Origin of the sequence: Acidovorax delafieldii 2AN, assembly GCF_000175235.1 — a bacterium.
Lineage (GTDB): Bacteria > Pseudomonadota > Gammaproteobacteria > Burkholderiales > Burkholderiaceae_C > Acidovorax > Acidovorax delafieldii_B.
Genome location: NZ_ACQT01000075.1, coordinates 1 through 16083 on the forward strand (window position 1 = coordinate 1; position 16083 = coordinate 16083).

Here is a 16083-nt window from a genome sequence, read left to right on the forward strand (position 1 = left end):
CGAGGGTGCCCACTATGCCGACCTGGTAGACGGCGCACGCCGCGCGCTGGCTTGTACGGCGGTGGCCGATGGTGGCGAGCCGTTCGCGCGCATTGCGCGCCGGCTGGGGTTTTCGGAGGCCAGCGCCTTTAACCGGGCGTTCCGGCGCTGGACAGGGGGCTCTCCAGGGGACTGGCGGCGGCATTTTGTGCCGCCAGCCGCTCGTTGAAACCCGAGCGTTCCATCAGCGAAAGCGGCTGCTCTTGCGCATTCACCACGCGCAGCACGCCATCGCGCTGGCCCACGGTTTTGAGGATCTGCTCCAGGCCTTCGAGGCCGGTGGTGTCCAGCGCAAACAGCGGGCCAGCGTCGAGCACCACCTCCACACCCCGGGGGGCGGATTCGACGGCCTGCACGATGGGGTCGATCTTGGCGGCTGCGCCGAAGAACAGCGCGCCGTGCAGACGCCACGCCAGGAGGGGCCGCGGGCCGGCCCCCATGCCCAGCCCGCTTGCGTCGAGCGGCGCAGTGCGCAAGGGCTCGATGCGGAAAAGCGCACCCATGCGCCGCACGAACAGCACGCACGACAGCACCAGCCCCGCCTCCACCGCCACCGTGAGATCGAACACCACGGTGAGGAAGAAAGTGCCCAGCATCAGCAGCCGGTAGTGGTTGCTGAAATGGCGCAGGCGTGCGAACTCGTGCCATTCGCCCATGTTCCAGGCTACGTGCAGCAGGATGCCGGCCAGCACCGCCAGCGGAATGTGCAGCGCCAGCGGCGCGCCCACCAGCACGATGGCGGCCAGGGTGGCCGCGTGCACGATGCCGGCGATGGGGCTGGTGGCCCCTGCGCGCAGGTTGGTCACGGTGCGGGCAATGGTGCCCGTGGCCGGCATGCCACCAAAGAACGGCACCACGAAATTGGCCACGCCCTGGGCCATCAGCTCCTGGTTGGGGTCGTGCTTGCGGTACTGCGGGTCGGTGGCCACCTGGTCGGCCACGCGCGCGCACAGCAGCGATTCAATGGCGCCCAGCAGTGCAATGGTGACGGTGGGCGTGACCAGCAGGCGCACCGTATCCCACGAAAAATCGGGCAGCGCGAACGCGGGTGGTTGCTGCGGAATGCCGCCGAACCGGGTGCCGATGGTCTCCACCGGCATTTCAAGCCAGCGCGCCAGCACCGTCAGCGTCACCAGCGCCACGACGGGGGCCGGGATGCGGGCAAAACGGCGCACGGTATGGCCCTCGGCCACGCGCAGCACGGGCGATCCCTGCACGAACAGGCGCGGCCACAGAAAGAGCCCGCCCAGGCAGGCGGCGCCCAGCGCCAGCGCGTAGGGGTTGATGCTGTGGAGGTTCAGGGCCAGCGTGTGCACCTGCGAGAAGAAGTTGCCGGGCATCTTGTCGATGGCCAGCCCCAGCCAGTCCTTGAGTTGCGACAGCCCGATCAGCACCGCGATGCCATTGGTGAACCCAATGACGATGCTGACGGGCACGAAGCGCACCAGGCTCCCCAGCTTGAACATGCCCAGCAGGAACAGCAGCACCCCCGCGCAGGCGGTGGCAATCAGCAGGTTGGCCACGCCATAGCGTTCGACGATGCCATAGACGATGACGATGAACGCCCCGGCCGGCCCGCCGATCTGTACGTTGGTGCCCCCCAGCAGGGCGATCAAAAAACCGCCGATGATGGCCGTCCACAGCCCGGCCTCGGGCTTGAGGCCGCTGGCAATCGCAAAAGCCATGGCCAGCGGAAGCGCCACGATGCCGACGGTGACTCCAGCGCCCAGGTCGGCGATCCAGCGGCTGCGGCTGTAGCCGCGCAGGGCATCGAACAGGCGGGGGCGAAAGGCAAATGAAAACGGCATGGGCAGGGGCTTTCTGGCGGGGCGGCAGGCCATGGCCCGCAGGGCACGTGGCAGTCAGCAGTGTAGAGAGCCGGCTTCGAAGTGCAAGCCAGCCAGCGGGCGCGCTGCACGCCCGGCGGGCCGCCGTCGGCCTGCGGTGCGGCGGATCGGGCAGGGGGCGTGGGCGCAGAATCGGGTCGTCCGTGGGCGGCTGCCAGCGCCTTTGCCTGGTGCCCGCACATCCAACGCGGCCTTGCGCACCGCATGACGCACGCAGAGGCGCTTCGCTGGCACATTGTTTGCTGCCCCCATGCCGGGCGCGGTGCGCGGGCCTGCGCACCGCTGGGGCGCTGTTGGATGTGCTGTTGAGTTGTTGATGTTCACCGAGAGACCGATGCCCGAAACCCCTCCCTCCGCCAGGGACGCTGCCCCGCCAGCCTCTGCTGCCCTGCGCCACGGCGCATTTGAAGACGCTCAGGCCCTGTTCGCCGGCACCCTGTTTGTGGCCATGGCGCTCATGCTGTTCAACCAGGCGGGGCTGCTGGTGGGGGGCACGGCGGGCGTGGCGTTTCTGCTGCACTACGTGACAGGCATCTCTTTCGGCAAGCTCTTCTTTGCCATCAACCTGCCGTTCTACGGGTTTGCCTGGTCCCGCATGGGACGTGAGTTCACCCTCAAGACCTTTGCCTGTGTGGCCCTGCTCTCGATGCTGACCGAACTGTTCCCCCATGTGATGCATGTCGACTATCTGAACCCGCTGTTTGCCTCGGTGCTGGGCGGGCTGCTGCTGGGAACGGGATGCCTGTTCCTCGCGCGCCACCGCTCCAGCCTGGGGGGCGCCACGGTGGTGTCCCTCTACCTGCAGGCTCGCCATGGCATGCGGGCGGGCAAGGTGCAGATGGTGATCGACGGCGCTGTGGTGTTGCTGGCGTTGTTTGCGGTGCCCGTGGAGCGGGTGGCGTATTCCGTGCTGGCGGTGCTGGTGATGAGCGGCTTTTTGTGGATCAGCCACCGCCCGGGGCGCTACGTGGGCCATTGAATGTGCTGGCATTGCCCGGGCCTTGGCGGGGCCGCCCATGCACGCGGGGGCGCTCAGCAGTCCTTGCGGCTCACGTAGAACACCCCGTCGCGGTCTTCGTCCACCTCCAGCTCCAGGGCGCGCTGGCCGGTGCTGTTGAACAGCGACCAGGCCGTGTTCGCGATCTCGCCATGGTGCGCCACCACCAGCTCCAGAAGGTCGGCCGCGCTTTTCTCGCGAGCGCGCGGCCAGCCCACATTGGCGGCGATGGCCTGGGAGCCCTCGATGAAATCCATGTGGATTTTCTGGCGTACGTTGCGCTGCTCCTGCTGCAGGAGGGCGCGCACCACATCCAGTGACGCGCCGGGGTCTTCCTCACCGGCGATGGATTGGCTGATATGGGCTTCCGACAGATTTTGAGGGGACATGACAGGCCTCCGCAGGGTTGTGCACGCGGGTGCGACAGATGGGTTGCCACGCGACTGGAGCGACGTCCATCCCGATCCACTCCGCCTGGGGCTATTGAGCGCTCCGGACGAGGCGCGTTGTGTCGGAAATTGCCGCGCCGGCCTGCCAGCCGGGCGCCAGTCGCCGCGGTGGGCGGGGTTCGAGCCGGAGGGCTGGGGGCTTGGAGGCCGGCCGCGCGGGCAGGAAACGAAAAAAGGCCCTGTGCGGGCCTTTTTTGATGGACGCGGCGCTTGCCGCCACCACGGTCAGCGCACGCGCATGCCGGGCGTGGCGCCGGGCCAGGGGTTCAGCACGTGGATGCCGGGGTGGGCCTTTTCATCACCGTGGCTGGCGGCCAGCACCATGCCCTCGCTCACCCCGAATTTCATCTTGCGCGGCGCCAGGTTGGCCACCATCACGGTGAGCTTGCCGACCAGGTCTTCGGGCTTGTAGCTGCTGGCGATGCCGCTGAAGACGTTGCGCATGCGGCCTTCGCCCACGTCGAGCGTGAGGCGCAGCAACTTGGTCGAACCTTCCACGGCCTCGCAGTTGACGATCTGGGCGATGCGCAGGTCGATCTTGGCAAAGTCGTCTATGGTGATCGTGGGGGCGATCTCTTCACCGCCAGGTGCTACGTTTTCAGTAGCTGCGGGCGCTTGATTTGCTTGCGCTGGAGGCTCAAACAATGCTTCAAGCTGCTTGATGTCCACACGCTGCATGAGGTGCTTGTACTCGCCGATCACATGGCCCTTGCCGAGCGCGGTCTGCGCGCTGGCAAAGGTGAAGGGCTCGACCTTCAGGAAGGCCTCGACCTGCGCGGCCAACGCCGGCAGCACGGGCTTGAGCAGGATGGTGAGCACGCGGAAGGCTTCGATGCAGGTGGTGCACACGTCCTGCAGGCGGCCTTCCATGCCCTCCTGCTTGGCCAGCTCCCAGGGCTTGTTCTGGTCCACGTAGGCATTCACGCGGTCGGTCAGCAGCATGGTTTCGCGCAGGGCCTTGCCGTACTCGCGCTCGGCCAGCAGCTCGATGACGGAGGGCGCCACGGTGCGCAGGTGGTCCAGCAGCGCGTCGCCGTCAGCCGACACCTCGCCGAGCTGGCCGCCAAAGCGCTTGCTGATGAAGCCGGCCGCGCGCGAGGCGATGTTGATGTACTTGCCCACCAGGTCGCTGTTGACGCGGGCCATGAAATCGTCGGCGTTGAAGTCGATGTCTTCGTTGCGGCTGCTGAGCTTGGTGGCCAGGTAGTAGCGCAGCCACTCGGCGTTCATGGACAGGCCCAGGTACTTGAGCGGGTCCAGGCCCGTGCCCCGGCTCTTGCTCATCTTCTCGCCATTGTTCACCGTGAGGAAGCCGTGAACGAACACCGAGTCGGGCACCTTGCGGCCGCTGAACTTCAGAGTTGCGGGCCAGAACAGGGTGTGGAAGGTGACGATGTCCTTGCCGATGAAGTGGTACTGCTCAAGCTGCGGGTCGGCCATGTACGCGTCGTAGTTCTGGCCGCGCTTTTCCAGCAGGTTCTTCAGCGAGGCGAGATAGCCGATAGGCGCGTCGAGCCACACATAGAAGTACTTGCCCGGCGCGTCGGGGATCTCGATGCCGAAGTAGGGCGCATCGCGCGAGATGTCCCAGTCGCCCAGACCTTCGCTGGTGCTTCCGTCGGGGTTGGTGCGCACGGTGAACCATTCGCGCACCTTGTTGGCCACCTCGGGCTGCAGGCGGCCGTTCTGCGTCCAGTCTTCCAGAAATGCCACGCAGCGCGGGTCGGACAGCTTGAAGAAAAAGTGCTCGGAGCTTTTCAGCACCGGCGTGGCGCCCGAGAGGGCGGAGTAGGGGTTGATAAGGTCGGTGGGCGCGTACACGGCGCCGCAGACCTCGCAGTTGTCGCCGTACTGGTCCTTGGCGTGGCACTTGGGGCACTCGCCCTTGATGAAGCGGTCGGGCAGGAACATGTTCTTCTCGGGGTCGAAGAACTGCTCGATGGTGCGCGTCTCGATCAGGCCATTGGCCTTGAGATCGAGGTAGATCTGCTGCGCGAGCTGGTGGTTCTCGGGCGCGTCGGTGCTGTGCCAGTTGTCGAACTGGATGTGGAAGCCATCGAGGTACTGCTTGCGCCCGGCGGCGATGTCGGCCACGAACTGCTGCGGCGTCTTGCCGGCCTTTTCTGCGGCAATCATGATGGGCGCGCCGTGCGTGTCGTCGGCGCCGACGAAATTCACCTCGTTGCCCAGCAACCGCTGCGTGCGCACCCAGATGTCGGCCTGGATGTATTCCATGATGTGGCCGATGTGGAAGTTGCCGTTGGCGTAGGGCAGGGCGGTGGTGACGAAGAGTTTGCGTGCGGACGACATGGATGCGACTTTCTCGGGCGGAACCCGCGATTTTAGGCGCTGTGGGGCGGCCCCGCTTCAGGGGTGCGGACGGGCGCGCAGCGGGGCGCCGGTGTCTTTCCAGCCGAAGAAGTGGCACACCTCGGCGCGTCGGGCGAGGGTATCCTTGCGGCCCAGGGCCATCAGTTCCTGCGTGTAGCCTTGCTCGAACAGCAGGTAGCTGGCCAGGGCGGCGCCGCGCACATCGGCCATGTTTGATGTCACGCCCAGGGCCGCCAGCATGGAGCGCACGGGGGCCGGCAGATCGCCCACATGGCGTGCTGCCACGGCATCGAGCCGCTGCGATGGTGCAATCACCAGCAACTCGACGGGGCGCAGTGCGCTGTGCAGGCGTTTTTCCTCGGGAATGAGGGACAGCGTCTGGTTGATGCGCTGCACCCGCTCTACGTCCACCGACAGCGCATCCAGAAAAATGTTGGACAGGGCGTGCCCGGCAATCTGCGCCAGCGAGGGGTAACTGGACGATGGCGCGGCGGCGCTGTCGCCCCGCGGCTCGTGCATGCGGCCGGCGCCGATCACCAGCACGCGCTCGGCGCCCAGGTGGATGGCGGGCGCGATGGGGGCCGACTGGCGCATGGAGCCGTCGCCAAAGTATTCGGTGTGGCCGTCGATGGCGATGCCCTTGGCCGGAAAAACGAAGGGGATGGCCGATGAGGCCAGCAGGTGCTCGTGCGTGATGCGGTCACGCGCGGCCCTGCGCTGCGAGCGCACCCAGGGCTGCACGGTCTCTGCCGCCTCGAAGAAGGTGACGTGCTCGCCCGAGCTGTAGCTCGAGGCCGTCACCGCCAGCGCGGTGAGGTGGCCTTTGCCAAGCAGCCGCGGCAAGCGCATGAGCGGCACCATCTTGACCAGCAGTTTCTCCAGCGGTGCGTTGTCCAGCAGCGACTTCGGGCGCACGCGGCGCCAGCGCGCCAGCACCCAGCCCAGCGAGACCAATGTGAGCCAGCGCGCGCCACTGCGCATCACGCTGAGCGAGTCGGCCCCGTACACCTGCTGCGCATGGAACTGGCGCCACACGCGGGCGATGCGGCGCACGGTGCGGTCGAAGTCGTCGGCACCGCAGGCCAGTGCGGCCGCGTTGATGGCGCCGGCCGAGGTGCCCGTGATGATGGGAAACGGGTTGGGCTGGCGGCCGGCACCGCAGGCCTGGCGCAGGTCGGCAATGGCCTCGAGCACCCCCACCTGGTAGGCCGCGCGCGCGCCACCACCGGTCAGGAGCAGGCCCGTGCGGGGCTGGGAAGCTGGGGGGTGGCTGGAGGCGGTGGGCATCTGCAGGGGGAAGGCAAGAGGGGCTGAGGGCCTGAACGGTGACTTGAAACGGGTGGGCTGCCCAGGAGGCGCGGTGCCCAGTGTGCGGCGGCGGGTGCGGCGCGCCACTTGGGAAAACCCCGATCACGGATGGCCGGTGTGCGCTTGGCGTTTCGTCCGCCCTCTACATCCTGCCGGTTGCCGAACCGGCCCTGAAGGCGGATGCCTGGACTGTCGTTTTCGCTACCGGGCTGGCTTGGCGAGCAACAGGGCGGCCAAGGCTGCGTCCTGCACGATGGTGATGCCGTGGTCGCGCGCAAACAGCCGCGCGTTCTCGCTCAGGCTGCCTTGCGCGAGCACGTAGATGCCGGTGGTGGCGCCGCGCTGCTCCATGGCCGTGTGCAGCTCGCGCAGCGGCTCCATGCCGTGGGTGGCAGCTTTCCAGCGGCGGGCGCTGGCCAGCGTGGTGCTGCCGTTGCGCGCCAGGCTGAAATCGGCAGCGCCGCCCTCCAGCCGCTGCACCTCAAAGCCGCCCTGGCGCCACGCGTGGGCCAGCGCGTCGGCGAAACCACGCCAGGGCATGGCTTGCACTGCGCCCAAGGTTTCGGCCACGCGCGCCGGGCTGGGCGCGCGCAACTGCCGCCACGCCGCCATGCATCCCACCACGAGGATGGGCAGGCTGCCCAGTGCACCCACCACCGCGTACTGCGCAGGCAGCAAGGCAAAGGCCACCAGCGCGATCAGACCCACCAGCGCAAAGCTGATCCACCACGGCGAGCGCAGCAGCACGGCGAACAGGGAATTGGGCGGCATCTTGAATTTCACAGGGGTCCTTTTGCGGGTGGCCGAAATGCGGGCGCAGGCATTGTCCTGCAACCAATGGGGTTGAGGCGCTTGGATAGACTACCCGCCCCACAGGAGTTAATTGAATGGCAGTCACCGAACAAGGCCTTTTGGCCGCGCTCACCAGCGTGCAGGACCCCCACACGGGCCAGGATTTCGTCAGCACCCGCGCCGTGCGCAACGTGCAGATCCATGGCGGAGACGTGGCGTTTGACGTGGAACTGGGCTACCCGGCCAAGAGCCTCGTGCCCGAACTGCGCCGCAGCCTGGTGGCTGCCGCCAAGGGCGCCGCGGGGGTGGAGAACGTGTCGGTCAACATCACCACCAAGGTGATCGCCCATGCCGTGCAGCGCGGCGTGCAGCTGCTGCCCCAGGTCAAGAACATCATCGCCGTGGCGTCGGGCAAGGGCGGCGTGGGCAAGAGCACCACGGCCGCCAACCTGGCCCTGGCCCTGGCCGCCGAGGGTGCCAGCGTGGGCGTGCTCGACGCCGACATCTATGGCCCCAGCCAGCCCATGATGCTGGGCATCAACCGCCGCCCCGAAAGCGACGATGGCAAGACCATGGAGCCGCTGGAGAACTACGGCGTGCAGGTCATGTCCATCGGCTTCCTGGTGGACCAGGACGAAGCCATGATCTGGCGCGGCCCCATGGCCACCCAGGCGCTGGAGCAACTGCTGCGCCAGACCAACTGGAAAGACCTGGACTACCTCATCATCGACATGCCCCCCGGCACCGGCGACATCCAGCTCACGCTGAGCCAGCGCGTGCCCATGACCGGCGCCGTCATCGTCACCACGCCGCAGGACATCGCCCTGCTCGATGCCAAAAAGGGCATCAAGATGTTCGAGAAGGTGGGAGTGCCCATCCTGGGCATCGTCGAGAACATGGCCGCCCACGTGTGCAGCAACTGCGGCCATGTGGAGCACATCTTTGGCGCCGATGGCGGCAAGAAGATGGCCGCCGACTACGGCATGGACTACCTGGGGGCGCTGCCGCTCGACATGAGCATCCGCCTGCAGGCCGACAGCGGCAAGCCCACCGTGGTGGCCGATCCTGATGGGGACGTTGCCCAGATCTACAAGAAGGTGGCGCGCGACGTGGCGGTGAAGATCGCGCAGCAGGCCAAGGACTTTTCCAGCAAGTTCCCCACCATCTCGATCAGCAAGAACACCTGATCGGAGGGGGCGCTGTGTGGCTCAGCGCAATGCGGCTCGCCCTCCCTCGGCGGCCTCGCCCATCACGGGCAGGGGCTTGCCATCCGGTGTGCGCACCGTGTTCAGCAGCGCCACCACGCGGGCCTGCGTCTCTACGGGCAGCGGTGCAAAGCCGGTGCCTGCCACCGCACGGTCGCCCATGAGGAACGAGCGGTAGAAGAAGTTGAGCGCACGCGCCGTGCGCTCGGGCGCGGCGGGCTTGCTGTCGATCACGATGTAGGTGGCCGACACGATGGGCCAGGCCATGGGGGTGTCCAAGTCCACCAGCGGGGGCGCGTTCAGCCCGTCTTTGAACAGGTTGGCGCCGCGCACGGCGGCCCGGTAGCTGGTCAGCGATGGGGTCACCCACTCGCCGCGCCGGTTGCGCAGCGTAACAGCGGCAGGGCCGTTGCCCACCACATAGTCCGACGACACATAGCCCAGCGCGCCAGCGGTGGCTTGCACCGCAGCCACCACCTTGCCCGAGCCTTCCACCGCCTGGAGCGGGCCGCCTGCTGGCCATGCTGCACGCCCTTCCGTGAACGGAATCGCCGTGCTGGTGGCCACCGCAGGGGCAGCCTTGCGCAGATAGGCCAGCAGCACCTCGGTGGTGCCTGAGCCGTCAGCCCGCACCACGCGTGTGATCGGCAGGTTGGGCAGCTTCACCTCGGGGTTCAGCGCGGCGATGGCCTTGTCGTTCCACTGCTCGATGCGCCCGGCGAAGATGGCGGCCAGCGCCTGCGCATCGAGCCGCAGTTGCCCGCTGGCAACGCCCGGCAGGTTCACGATGGGCACCACGCCGCCGACCAGCGTGGGAAACTGGATGAGGTTGTGTTGCGCCAGATCCTGGGGTGACAGCGGGACATCGGTGGCGCCGAAGTCCACCTGCTGCGCCTTGATTTGCCGCACGCCCTGGGTGGATCCGACCGCTGCGTACTGGACCTTGGTGCCGCGCTCCTGCGCGTACTGGCTGGCCCACTGCGCATACACCTTGGCGGGGAACGAGGCGCCCGCACCGCGCAGGGTGAGTGTCTCTTGGGCGTGGGCCGGAGCTATCCACGAAAGACCGGCGATGAGCGGAGCCATGATCAGCGCGATGCGCGATCGGAACAGAGGTTGCATGGGAAGACAGACGCAAGAAAAGCCCGGGCCGCAGCGTGGGCGCAAGGGGAAACCGGCAGCAGGCCGAAGGGCCGCAGAAGGGCATGCCCGCCAAAAATGAGCGCATGCTACCTGCGCCGGGATAAACGTACTCGGTGTGTGACATTTGGGTGACGAAGTGTGCGACTGCAAGGCCCCGCGCTTTGGAACAATAGGGCCGTGCAATGCGTGGCGGCGCACGCCTTGGCAGCGGTAAAAGCACCGGTTGCACCGCATGCCTGTGGTACAGGTTTTTCGTGCACACTTCCTGCGCGCCCGTCCGCGCCTCACGCCTCACGGTTGTTGCCCCATGACTCTCAGTACCTCCCCGTCCGCCACCTTTCTTGCCACTGAGGACGATATGCGCGAGCGCATCCGCCGCAAGAGCCGGCTGAAGGGCCGCCAGCCCGAGGACGCGGAAATGACCGAAGTGGCCCTGCTGTTGGGCACACGCCCGGCCGCTGGCTACCGGCGCGACCTGCTCATTGAATACCTGCACCGCATCAACGACCACTTTGGCGTGCTGCACGACCGGCATCTGGTGGCATTGGCCAAGCAGATGAATCTGCCCATGGCAGAGGTGTACGAGGTAGCGAGCTTCTACCACCACTTCGAGATCGTGCGCGGTGAGGGTGCGCAGGCCCCGCGCCTGGTGCTGCGCGTGTGCGACAGCCTCAGCTGCAGCATGGCCGGTGCGCGCGAACTGCTGGCCGCGCTGCCTGAGCGCCTGCGTGCGATGCCTCTCGGTGGAGGGCAGTGCGATGTGCAGGTGCAGGCCGTGCCCTGCGTGGGCCGCTGTGAGCAGGCGCCCGTGGCCGTGGTGCACCAGTGCCCGGTGCCGCACGCCACGGTCGATGCGGTGCTGGAAACGGTCAATTCAAGGCCAAATCGGGATCTGGCGCTTCATCCACAAGCGCTGGCAGCTATCAATTTTGATATTGCAGCGTTGGCCGGGCACAGCGTACCTGCGCGCCCCGGCGAAGTCAGTCCCGCACACACCGACCTGGCCACCTACCGCGCCCATGGCGGCTACCAGACGGCCGCCGCGCTGGTGAACGGCGAGATGGACGCCGAGGCCGTGCTCGCGGCCATGGAGGACTCGGGCCTGCGCGGCCTGGGGGGCGCGGGTTTTCCGGCTGGGCGCAAATGGCGCATCGTGCGGGAGCAGGCTGCACTCGCCGCGCGCCGGGCCGCCCCAAGCGAGGCGACGGCCCCGGTCCCCGGAGAAGGAGGGGGCCATCTCCCGCCTGGGGGCAGCGGACCACGCGAAGCGGAGGAGCGTGGGGGCACGGCCGTGATGGCCGTCAACATCGACGAAGGCGAGCCCGGCACCTTCAAGGACCGCACGTACCTGGAACGCGACCCGCACCGCTTCTTGGAAGGCGTGCTCATCGCCGCGCAGGTGGTGGGCACCGAGGCCGTCTACATCTACCTGCGCGACGAATACCACGGCTGCCGCGCGCTGCTGCAGAAAGCGCTGGACGACCTGCGCGCCGAGCCGCCGTGCCCGCTGCCGCACATCGAGCTGCGGCGCGGCGCGGGCGCCTACATCTGCGGCGAAGAGTCGGCCATGATCGAGAGCATCGAAGGCAAACGCGGCGAACCGCGCATGCGCCCGCCCTACATCGCGCAGGTGGGCCTGTTCGGCCGGCCCACGCTGGAGCACAACTTCGAGACCCTGTACTGGGTGCGCGACATCGTGGAGCGCGGCCCGCAGTGGTTCGCCAGCTTTGGCCGCAACGGCCGCAAGGGGCTGCGCAGTTTCAGCGTGAGCGGGCGGGTGAAGCACCCCGGCGTCAAGCTCGCGCCTGCAGGCATCACCGTGCAGGAACTCATCGACGAATACTGCGGCGGCATGTTGGACGGCCACCAGCTCTATGCGTACCTGCCCGGCGGCGCCTCGGGCGGCATCCTGCCCGCCCACCTGAACAACATCCCGCTCGACTTCGACACGCTGCAGCCCTACGGCTGCTTCATTGGCTCGGCCGCCGTCATCGTGCTCAGCCAGCACGACCGTGCGCGCGATGCCGCGCTGAACGTGATGCGCTTCTTCGAGCACGAAAGCTGCGGCCAGTGCACGCCCTGCCGCGTGGGCACGGCCAAGGCCGCCGCGCTGATGGAGGCACCGCAGTGGGACGCCGACTTGCTCGACGACCTGGCGCAGGTGATGGCCGACGCGTCCATCTGCGGCCTGGGCCAGGCGGCGCCCAACCCCATCCGCTGCATCCACAAATACTTCCCGCACGAGGTGGGGGAGGGGCCGTGGCCGGGTGACCTGCCCAAACCCCGCAACAGCCCGCTCGCCGAACAATTGCCCGGAGGGGTGAAGCCATGAGCGTCGTTTTGACTCCTGCCGCAGTGCAGCCCGGCGTGGCCTTCGAGTTGGACGGCCAGCCCGTCACCGCCCATCCCGGTGAAACCATCCTGAAGGCCGCGCAGCGCCACGGGGTGGAGATTCCGCACCTTTGCTACACCGATGGCCTGCGCCCTGACGGCAACTGCCGCGCCTGCGTGGTCGAGATCGCGGGCGAGCGCACGCTGGCCCCCAGCTGCTGCCGCGCACCGACCGAAGGCATGAAGGTGCAGGCGGCCAGCCCGCGTGCCCGCAAAAGCCAGCAGATGGTGGTGGAGATGCTGCTGTCCGACATGCCGGAGGTGGGCTACCAATGGAATGATGGTGATGCAAATACTCCTGAATTGATAGCTGGTAGCGCACATAAATCAGGCGCTACAGGCCCATTGGATTCAAAAATTGCCCCCACGGTGGGCCAGCACGGCGAGCTGAGCACCTGGGCCAGCCGCCTGGGCGTCACCGTGCGCCCCGCGCTCCAAGCCCTGCGCCGCGAGCAACCCGCGCCCGATCTCAGCCACCCGGCCATGGCCGTCAACCTCGACGCCTGCATCCAGTGCAACCGCTGCGTCCGCGCCTGCCGTGAAGAGCAGGTCAACGACGTGATCGGCTACGCGCTGCGTGGGGCGGATTCCAAGATCGTCTTCGATCTGGACGATCCCATGGCCGAGAGCACCTGCGTGGCCTGCGGCGAATGTGTGCAGGCCTGTCCCACGGGCGCGCTCAGCCCCAAGATGCACATCGGCTCGCAAAAGGTGGACCGCAAGGTCGATTCGGTCTGCCCGTTCTGCGGCGTGGGCTGCCTCATCACCTACAACGTGCGCGATGAAAAGATCATCAGCGTCGAAGGCCGCGACGGCCCCGCCAACCACGGCCGCCTGTGCGTGAAAGGGCGCTTTGGCTTCGACTACGCCCACCACCCGGACCGCCTGACCATGCCGCTGATCCGCAAGCCCGGCGTGCCGAAGGAGGTGCGCCCCTACGGCGTGGACTGGCGCGACACCTTCCGCGAAGCGACATGGGACGAGGCGCTGGACCTCGCGGCAGGCACGCTCAAGGGCCTGCGCGACACGCATGGCCCCAAGGCGCTGGCAGGTTTTGGCTCGGCCAAGGGCAGCAACGAAGAGGCCTACCTGTTCCAGAAGCTGGTGCGCACGGGCTTTGGCAGCAACAACGTGGACCATTGCACGCGGCTGTGCCATGCGTCCAGCGTCGCTGCGCTGCTCGAAGGCGTGGGCTCGGGCGCGGTGAGCAACCCGGTGAACGACGTGGAGCATGCCGAGCTGATCTTCCTGATCGGCTCCAACCCCACGGCCAACCACCCCGTGGCCGCCACGTGGATGAAAAACGCCGCTAAGCGCGGGGCCAGAATAGTGCTGGCCGACCCGCGTGTGACCGACATCGGCCGCCACGCGTGGCGCACCCTGCAGTTCAAGGCCGATACCGACGTGGCCATGCTCAATGCGCTGATCCACACGGTGATCGACGAAGGGTTGGTGGATGAAGCCTTTGTGCGCGATCGCACCACCGATTTCGAGGCGCTCAAGGCCAACGTGATGGGCTGCAGCCCCGAGGCCATGGCCCCGGTGTGCGGCATTCCGGCCGAGACGCTGCGCGAGGTGGCGCGTGCGTTTGCGCAGGCCAAGGCGTCGATGATTCTGTGGGGCATGGGCGTGAGCCAGCATGTGCACGGCACCGACAACGCGCGTTGCCTGATCGCGCTGTGCGCCGTCACCGGCCAGATCGGCAAGCCCGGCTCGGGCCTGCACCCGCTGCGCGGCCAGAACAATGTGCAGGGCGCGAGCGACGCGGGCCTCATCCCCATGATGTTCCCCAACTACCAGCGCGTGGACAACGCCGGGGCGCATGCGTGGTTCGAGGGTTTCTGGGGCACCAAGCTGGATGACGCACCCGGCTACACCGTGGTCGAGATCATGCACAAGGCCCTGGCGGAGGGCAGCGACCCCCACAAGGTGCGCGGCATGTACATCATGGGCGAGAACCCCGCCATGAGCGACCCCGACCTGAACCATGCGCGCCACGCGCTGGCCAGCCTGTCGCACCTGGTGGTGCAGGACATCTTCCTGACCGAAACCGCGTGGCTGGCCGACGTGGTGCTGCCCGCCAGCGCCTGGCCCGAAAAGACCGGCACGGCCAGCAACACCGACCGCATGGTGCAGATGGGCCGCCGCGCGCTGAACCCGCCGGGCGATGCGCGGCCGGACCTGTGGGTCATTCAGCAGATAGCCGCGCGCATGGGCCTAGCGTGGGACTACGAAGGCGAAGAATCCGGCGTGGCCGCTGTGTACGACGAAATGCGCCAGGCCATGCGCGCCAGCATCGAGGGCATCACCTGGGACAGGCTGGAGCGTGAATCCAGCGTGACCTACCCATGTCTCTCCGAAGACGACCCCGGCCAGCCCATCGTCTTCACCGAACAGTTCCCCACGCCTACGGGGCGCCTCAAGCTGGTGCCGGCCAGCGTGATACCCGGCGCCGAGCAGCCCGACGATGCCTATCCGCTGGTCCTGATCACGGGCCGGCAGCTGGAGCATTGGCATACCGGCAGCATGACGCGGCGCAGCGCGGTGCTGGACGCCCTGGAGCCGCTGGCCACGGCCTCGGTGCATGGCGACGAACTGGCGCGGCTGGGGGGTGGAGCCGGGGGACGCTGGTGGCGTTGCGTTCGCGCCGTGGGGCGGTGCAGGTGCGCCTGCGCCGCGACGATGGCACGCCGCGCGGTACGGTGTTCATGCCCTTTGCCTATGTCGAGGCGGCTGCCAATCTGCTGACCAACGCGGTGCTCGATCCGTTTGGCAAGATCCCTGAATTCAAGTACTGCGCGGTGGCCCTGGCGGTGTTGCCGCCCGAAGGGCAATGACGGCGGCGGGGCTTTGTCCTCGGGGTAAAGTCAAGCCATGTCCGAGCGCCCCACCACCGAAGTCGCCGTCCTGATGCGCCGCGAACGCATCGACAACCGCTGGCAGCCCTGGCGCTGGTCGCTGGCCGATGTCGTGCCCCATGAGCCGGCTTTTGGTGCCGAGCCCCGGCAGTTGCGAAAGGACGAGCGCGAAGAGCAGTGGCTGTTCCCCGGCTTTTCCGTAGAGCTTTTCCGCGACGATGTCGAGGGTTACCACCTCAATCTGGTGTCGCCCGCGCCCTGCTGGTTCGTGATGTGGCGCATGGACGAAGACACCGGCACGAATATCCCGCTGGCGCGGCCCGTGGCCGTGAGCCTGAGTTACCACGACGCCGGCCGCTGGCTGGATGCGCAGGAAACCGTCGAGCAGGTGCCTGCCGCCCCTGCGGTGCTGGAGGGCCTGCGCGCCTTCGTGGATGCCAATTACCAGCCCGAGCCCAAGCGCCGCAAGCGGCCCGACAGTTTCCGCTCGTTGCAGGACCGCTTTGGCAACCCTGCCTCGGTGTCCACTGGAAAAATGCGCGGCGGCGCCGGGGGTGAAAGCCATGGCTGACGGGTTTTTGGGCCGCTGGTCGCAGCGCAAGCAGAACGCCCGCGAGGGCCGGCCATTGCAGGAGCCCACTCCTGTCACCGCGCCGCCGATACAGCCCACCGTGATGCCCGGCGGGCCGCAGGGCCCGGGTGCGCAGGCGGCCGTGGCGCCCG

General features: G+C 67.6%; 10 protein-coding genes and 2 pseudogenes. 6 read left to right on the plus strand and 6 right to left on the minus strand.

Annotation, left to right across the window (positions count from 1 at the left end; translation table 11 throughout):
- Window positions 1–61: 61 nt before the first annotated feature.
- A pseudogene (locus ACDELDRAFT_RS25695) lies at window positions 62–133 on the plus strand (hypothetical protein); the annotation flags it as partial.
- Here the strand turns inward: ACDELDRAFT_RS25695 and ACDELDRAFT_RS11330 are convergent.
- Window positions 129–1847, minus strand: a complete 1719-nt coding sequence (locus ACDELDRAFT_RS11330) for a SulP family inorganic anion transporter (protein WP_040328909.1) — start codon at window positions 1845–1847, stop codon at window positions 129–131. The pseudogene ACDELDRAFT_RS25695 and the gene ACDELDRAFT_RS11330 sit on opposite strands and share 5 nt — an antisense overlap.
- A gap of 373 nt (window positions 1848–2220) precedes the next feature.
- On the opposite strand from ACDELDRAFT_RS11330, the gene ACDELDRAFT_RS11335 reads away from it, so the two are divergent.
- Complete coding sequence (locus ACDELDRAFT_RS11335; RefSeq protein ID WP_100084427.1) at window positions 2221–2865, plus strand: YitT family protein; 645 nt, start codon at window positions 2221–2223, stop codon at window positions 2863–2865.
- A 53-nt stretch (window positions 2866–2918) separates the two neighbouring features.
- Here ACDELDRAFT_RS11335 and ACDELDRAFT_RS11340 read toward each other — a convergent pair whose 3' ends face one another.
- The 4 genes from ACDELDRAFT_RS11340 to ACDELDRAFT_RS11355 all read right to left on the minus strand — a co-directional run bounded on the left by ACDELDRAFT_RS11340 (window position 2919) and on the right by ACDELDRAFT_RS11355 (window position 7754).
- Complete coding sequence (locus ACDELDRAFT_RS11340; protein WP_005796737.1) at window positions 2919–3272, minus strand: hypothetical protein; 354 nt, start codon at window positions 3270–3272, stop codon at window positions 2919–2921.
- A 285-nt stretch (window positions 3273–3557) separates the two neighbouring features.
- The gene (gene metG / locus ACDELDRAFT_RS11345) at window positions 3558–5642 is read right to left on the minus strand and encodes a methionine--tRNA ligase (RefSeq protein WP_005796738.1); all 2085 of its coding nucleotides are present in this window, start codon (window positions 5640–5642) and stop codon (window positions 3558–3560) included.
- A gap of 57 nt (window positions 5643–5699) precedes the next feature.
- Window positions 5700–6950 (minus strand): patatin-like phospholipase family protein, encoded by a 1251-nt coding sequence (locus ACDELDRAFT_RS11350; RefSeq protein WP_005796739.1) that lies wholly within the window; start codon window positions 6948–6950, stop codon window positions 5700–5702.
- Between the two features lie 222 nt (window positions 6951–7172).
- Window positions 7173–7754 carry a restriction endonuclease gene (locus ACDELDRAFT_RS11355; protein ID WP_005796740.1) on the minus strand — a complete coding sequence of 194 codons (582 nt, stop codon included), beginning with the start codon at window positions 7752–7754 and terminating at the stop codon, window positions 7173–7175.
- A 104-nt stretch (window positions 7755–7858) separates the two neighbouring features.
- Between ACDELDRAFT_RS11355 and apbC the strand changes: the two genes are divergently transcribed.
- The gene (apbC, locus tag ACDELDRAFT_RS11360) at window positions 7859–8950 is read left to right on the plus strand and encodes an iron-sulfur cluster carrier protein ApbC (RefSeq protein WP_005796742.1); all 1092 of its coding nucleotides are present in this window, start codon (window positions 7859–7861) and stop codon (window positions 8948–8950) included.
- Window positions 8951–8971: 21 nt separating this feature from the next.
- Here apbC and pstS read toward each other — a convergent pair whose 3' ends face one another.
- A complete protein-coding gene (gene pstS / locus ACDELDRAFT_RS11365) occupies window positions 8972–10090 on the minus strand; it encodes a phosphate ABC transporter substrate-binding protein PstS (RefSeq protein WP_005796743.1) in 1119 nt (372 codons plus the stop codon).
- A gap of 328 nt (window positions 10091–10418) precedes the next feature.
- Between pstS and ACDELDRAFT_RS11370 the strand changes: the two genes are divergently transcribed.
- The 3 genes and pseudogenes from ACDELDRAFT_RS11370 (at window position 10419) to ACDELDRAFT_RS11380 (ending at window position 15931) form a co-directional block, all read left to right on the plus strand.
- Entirely contained in the window at window positions 10419–12443 is a 2025-nt protein-coding gene (locus ACDELDRAFT_RS11370) for an NAD(P)H-dependent oxidoreductase subunit E (protein ID WP_040328907.1), read from the plus strand.
- Window positions 12440–15339, plus strand: a pseudogene (gene fdhF / locus ACDELDRAFT_RS11375) (formate dehydrogenase subunit alpha). Before ACDELDRAFT_RS11370 ends, fdhF begins: the two are co-directional and overlap by 4 nt.
- Window positions 15340–15376: 37 nt before the next feature.
- Window positions 15377–15931 (plus strand): DUF3305 domain-containing protein, encoded by a 555-nt coding sequence (locus ACDELDRAFT_RS11380; RefSeq protein WP_005796747.1) that lies wholly within the window; start codon window positions 15377–15379, stop codon window positions 15929–15931.
- Window positions 15932–16083 lie beyond the last annotated feature (152 nt).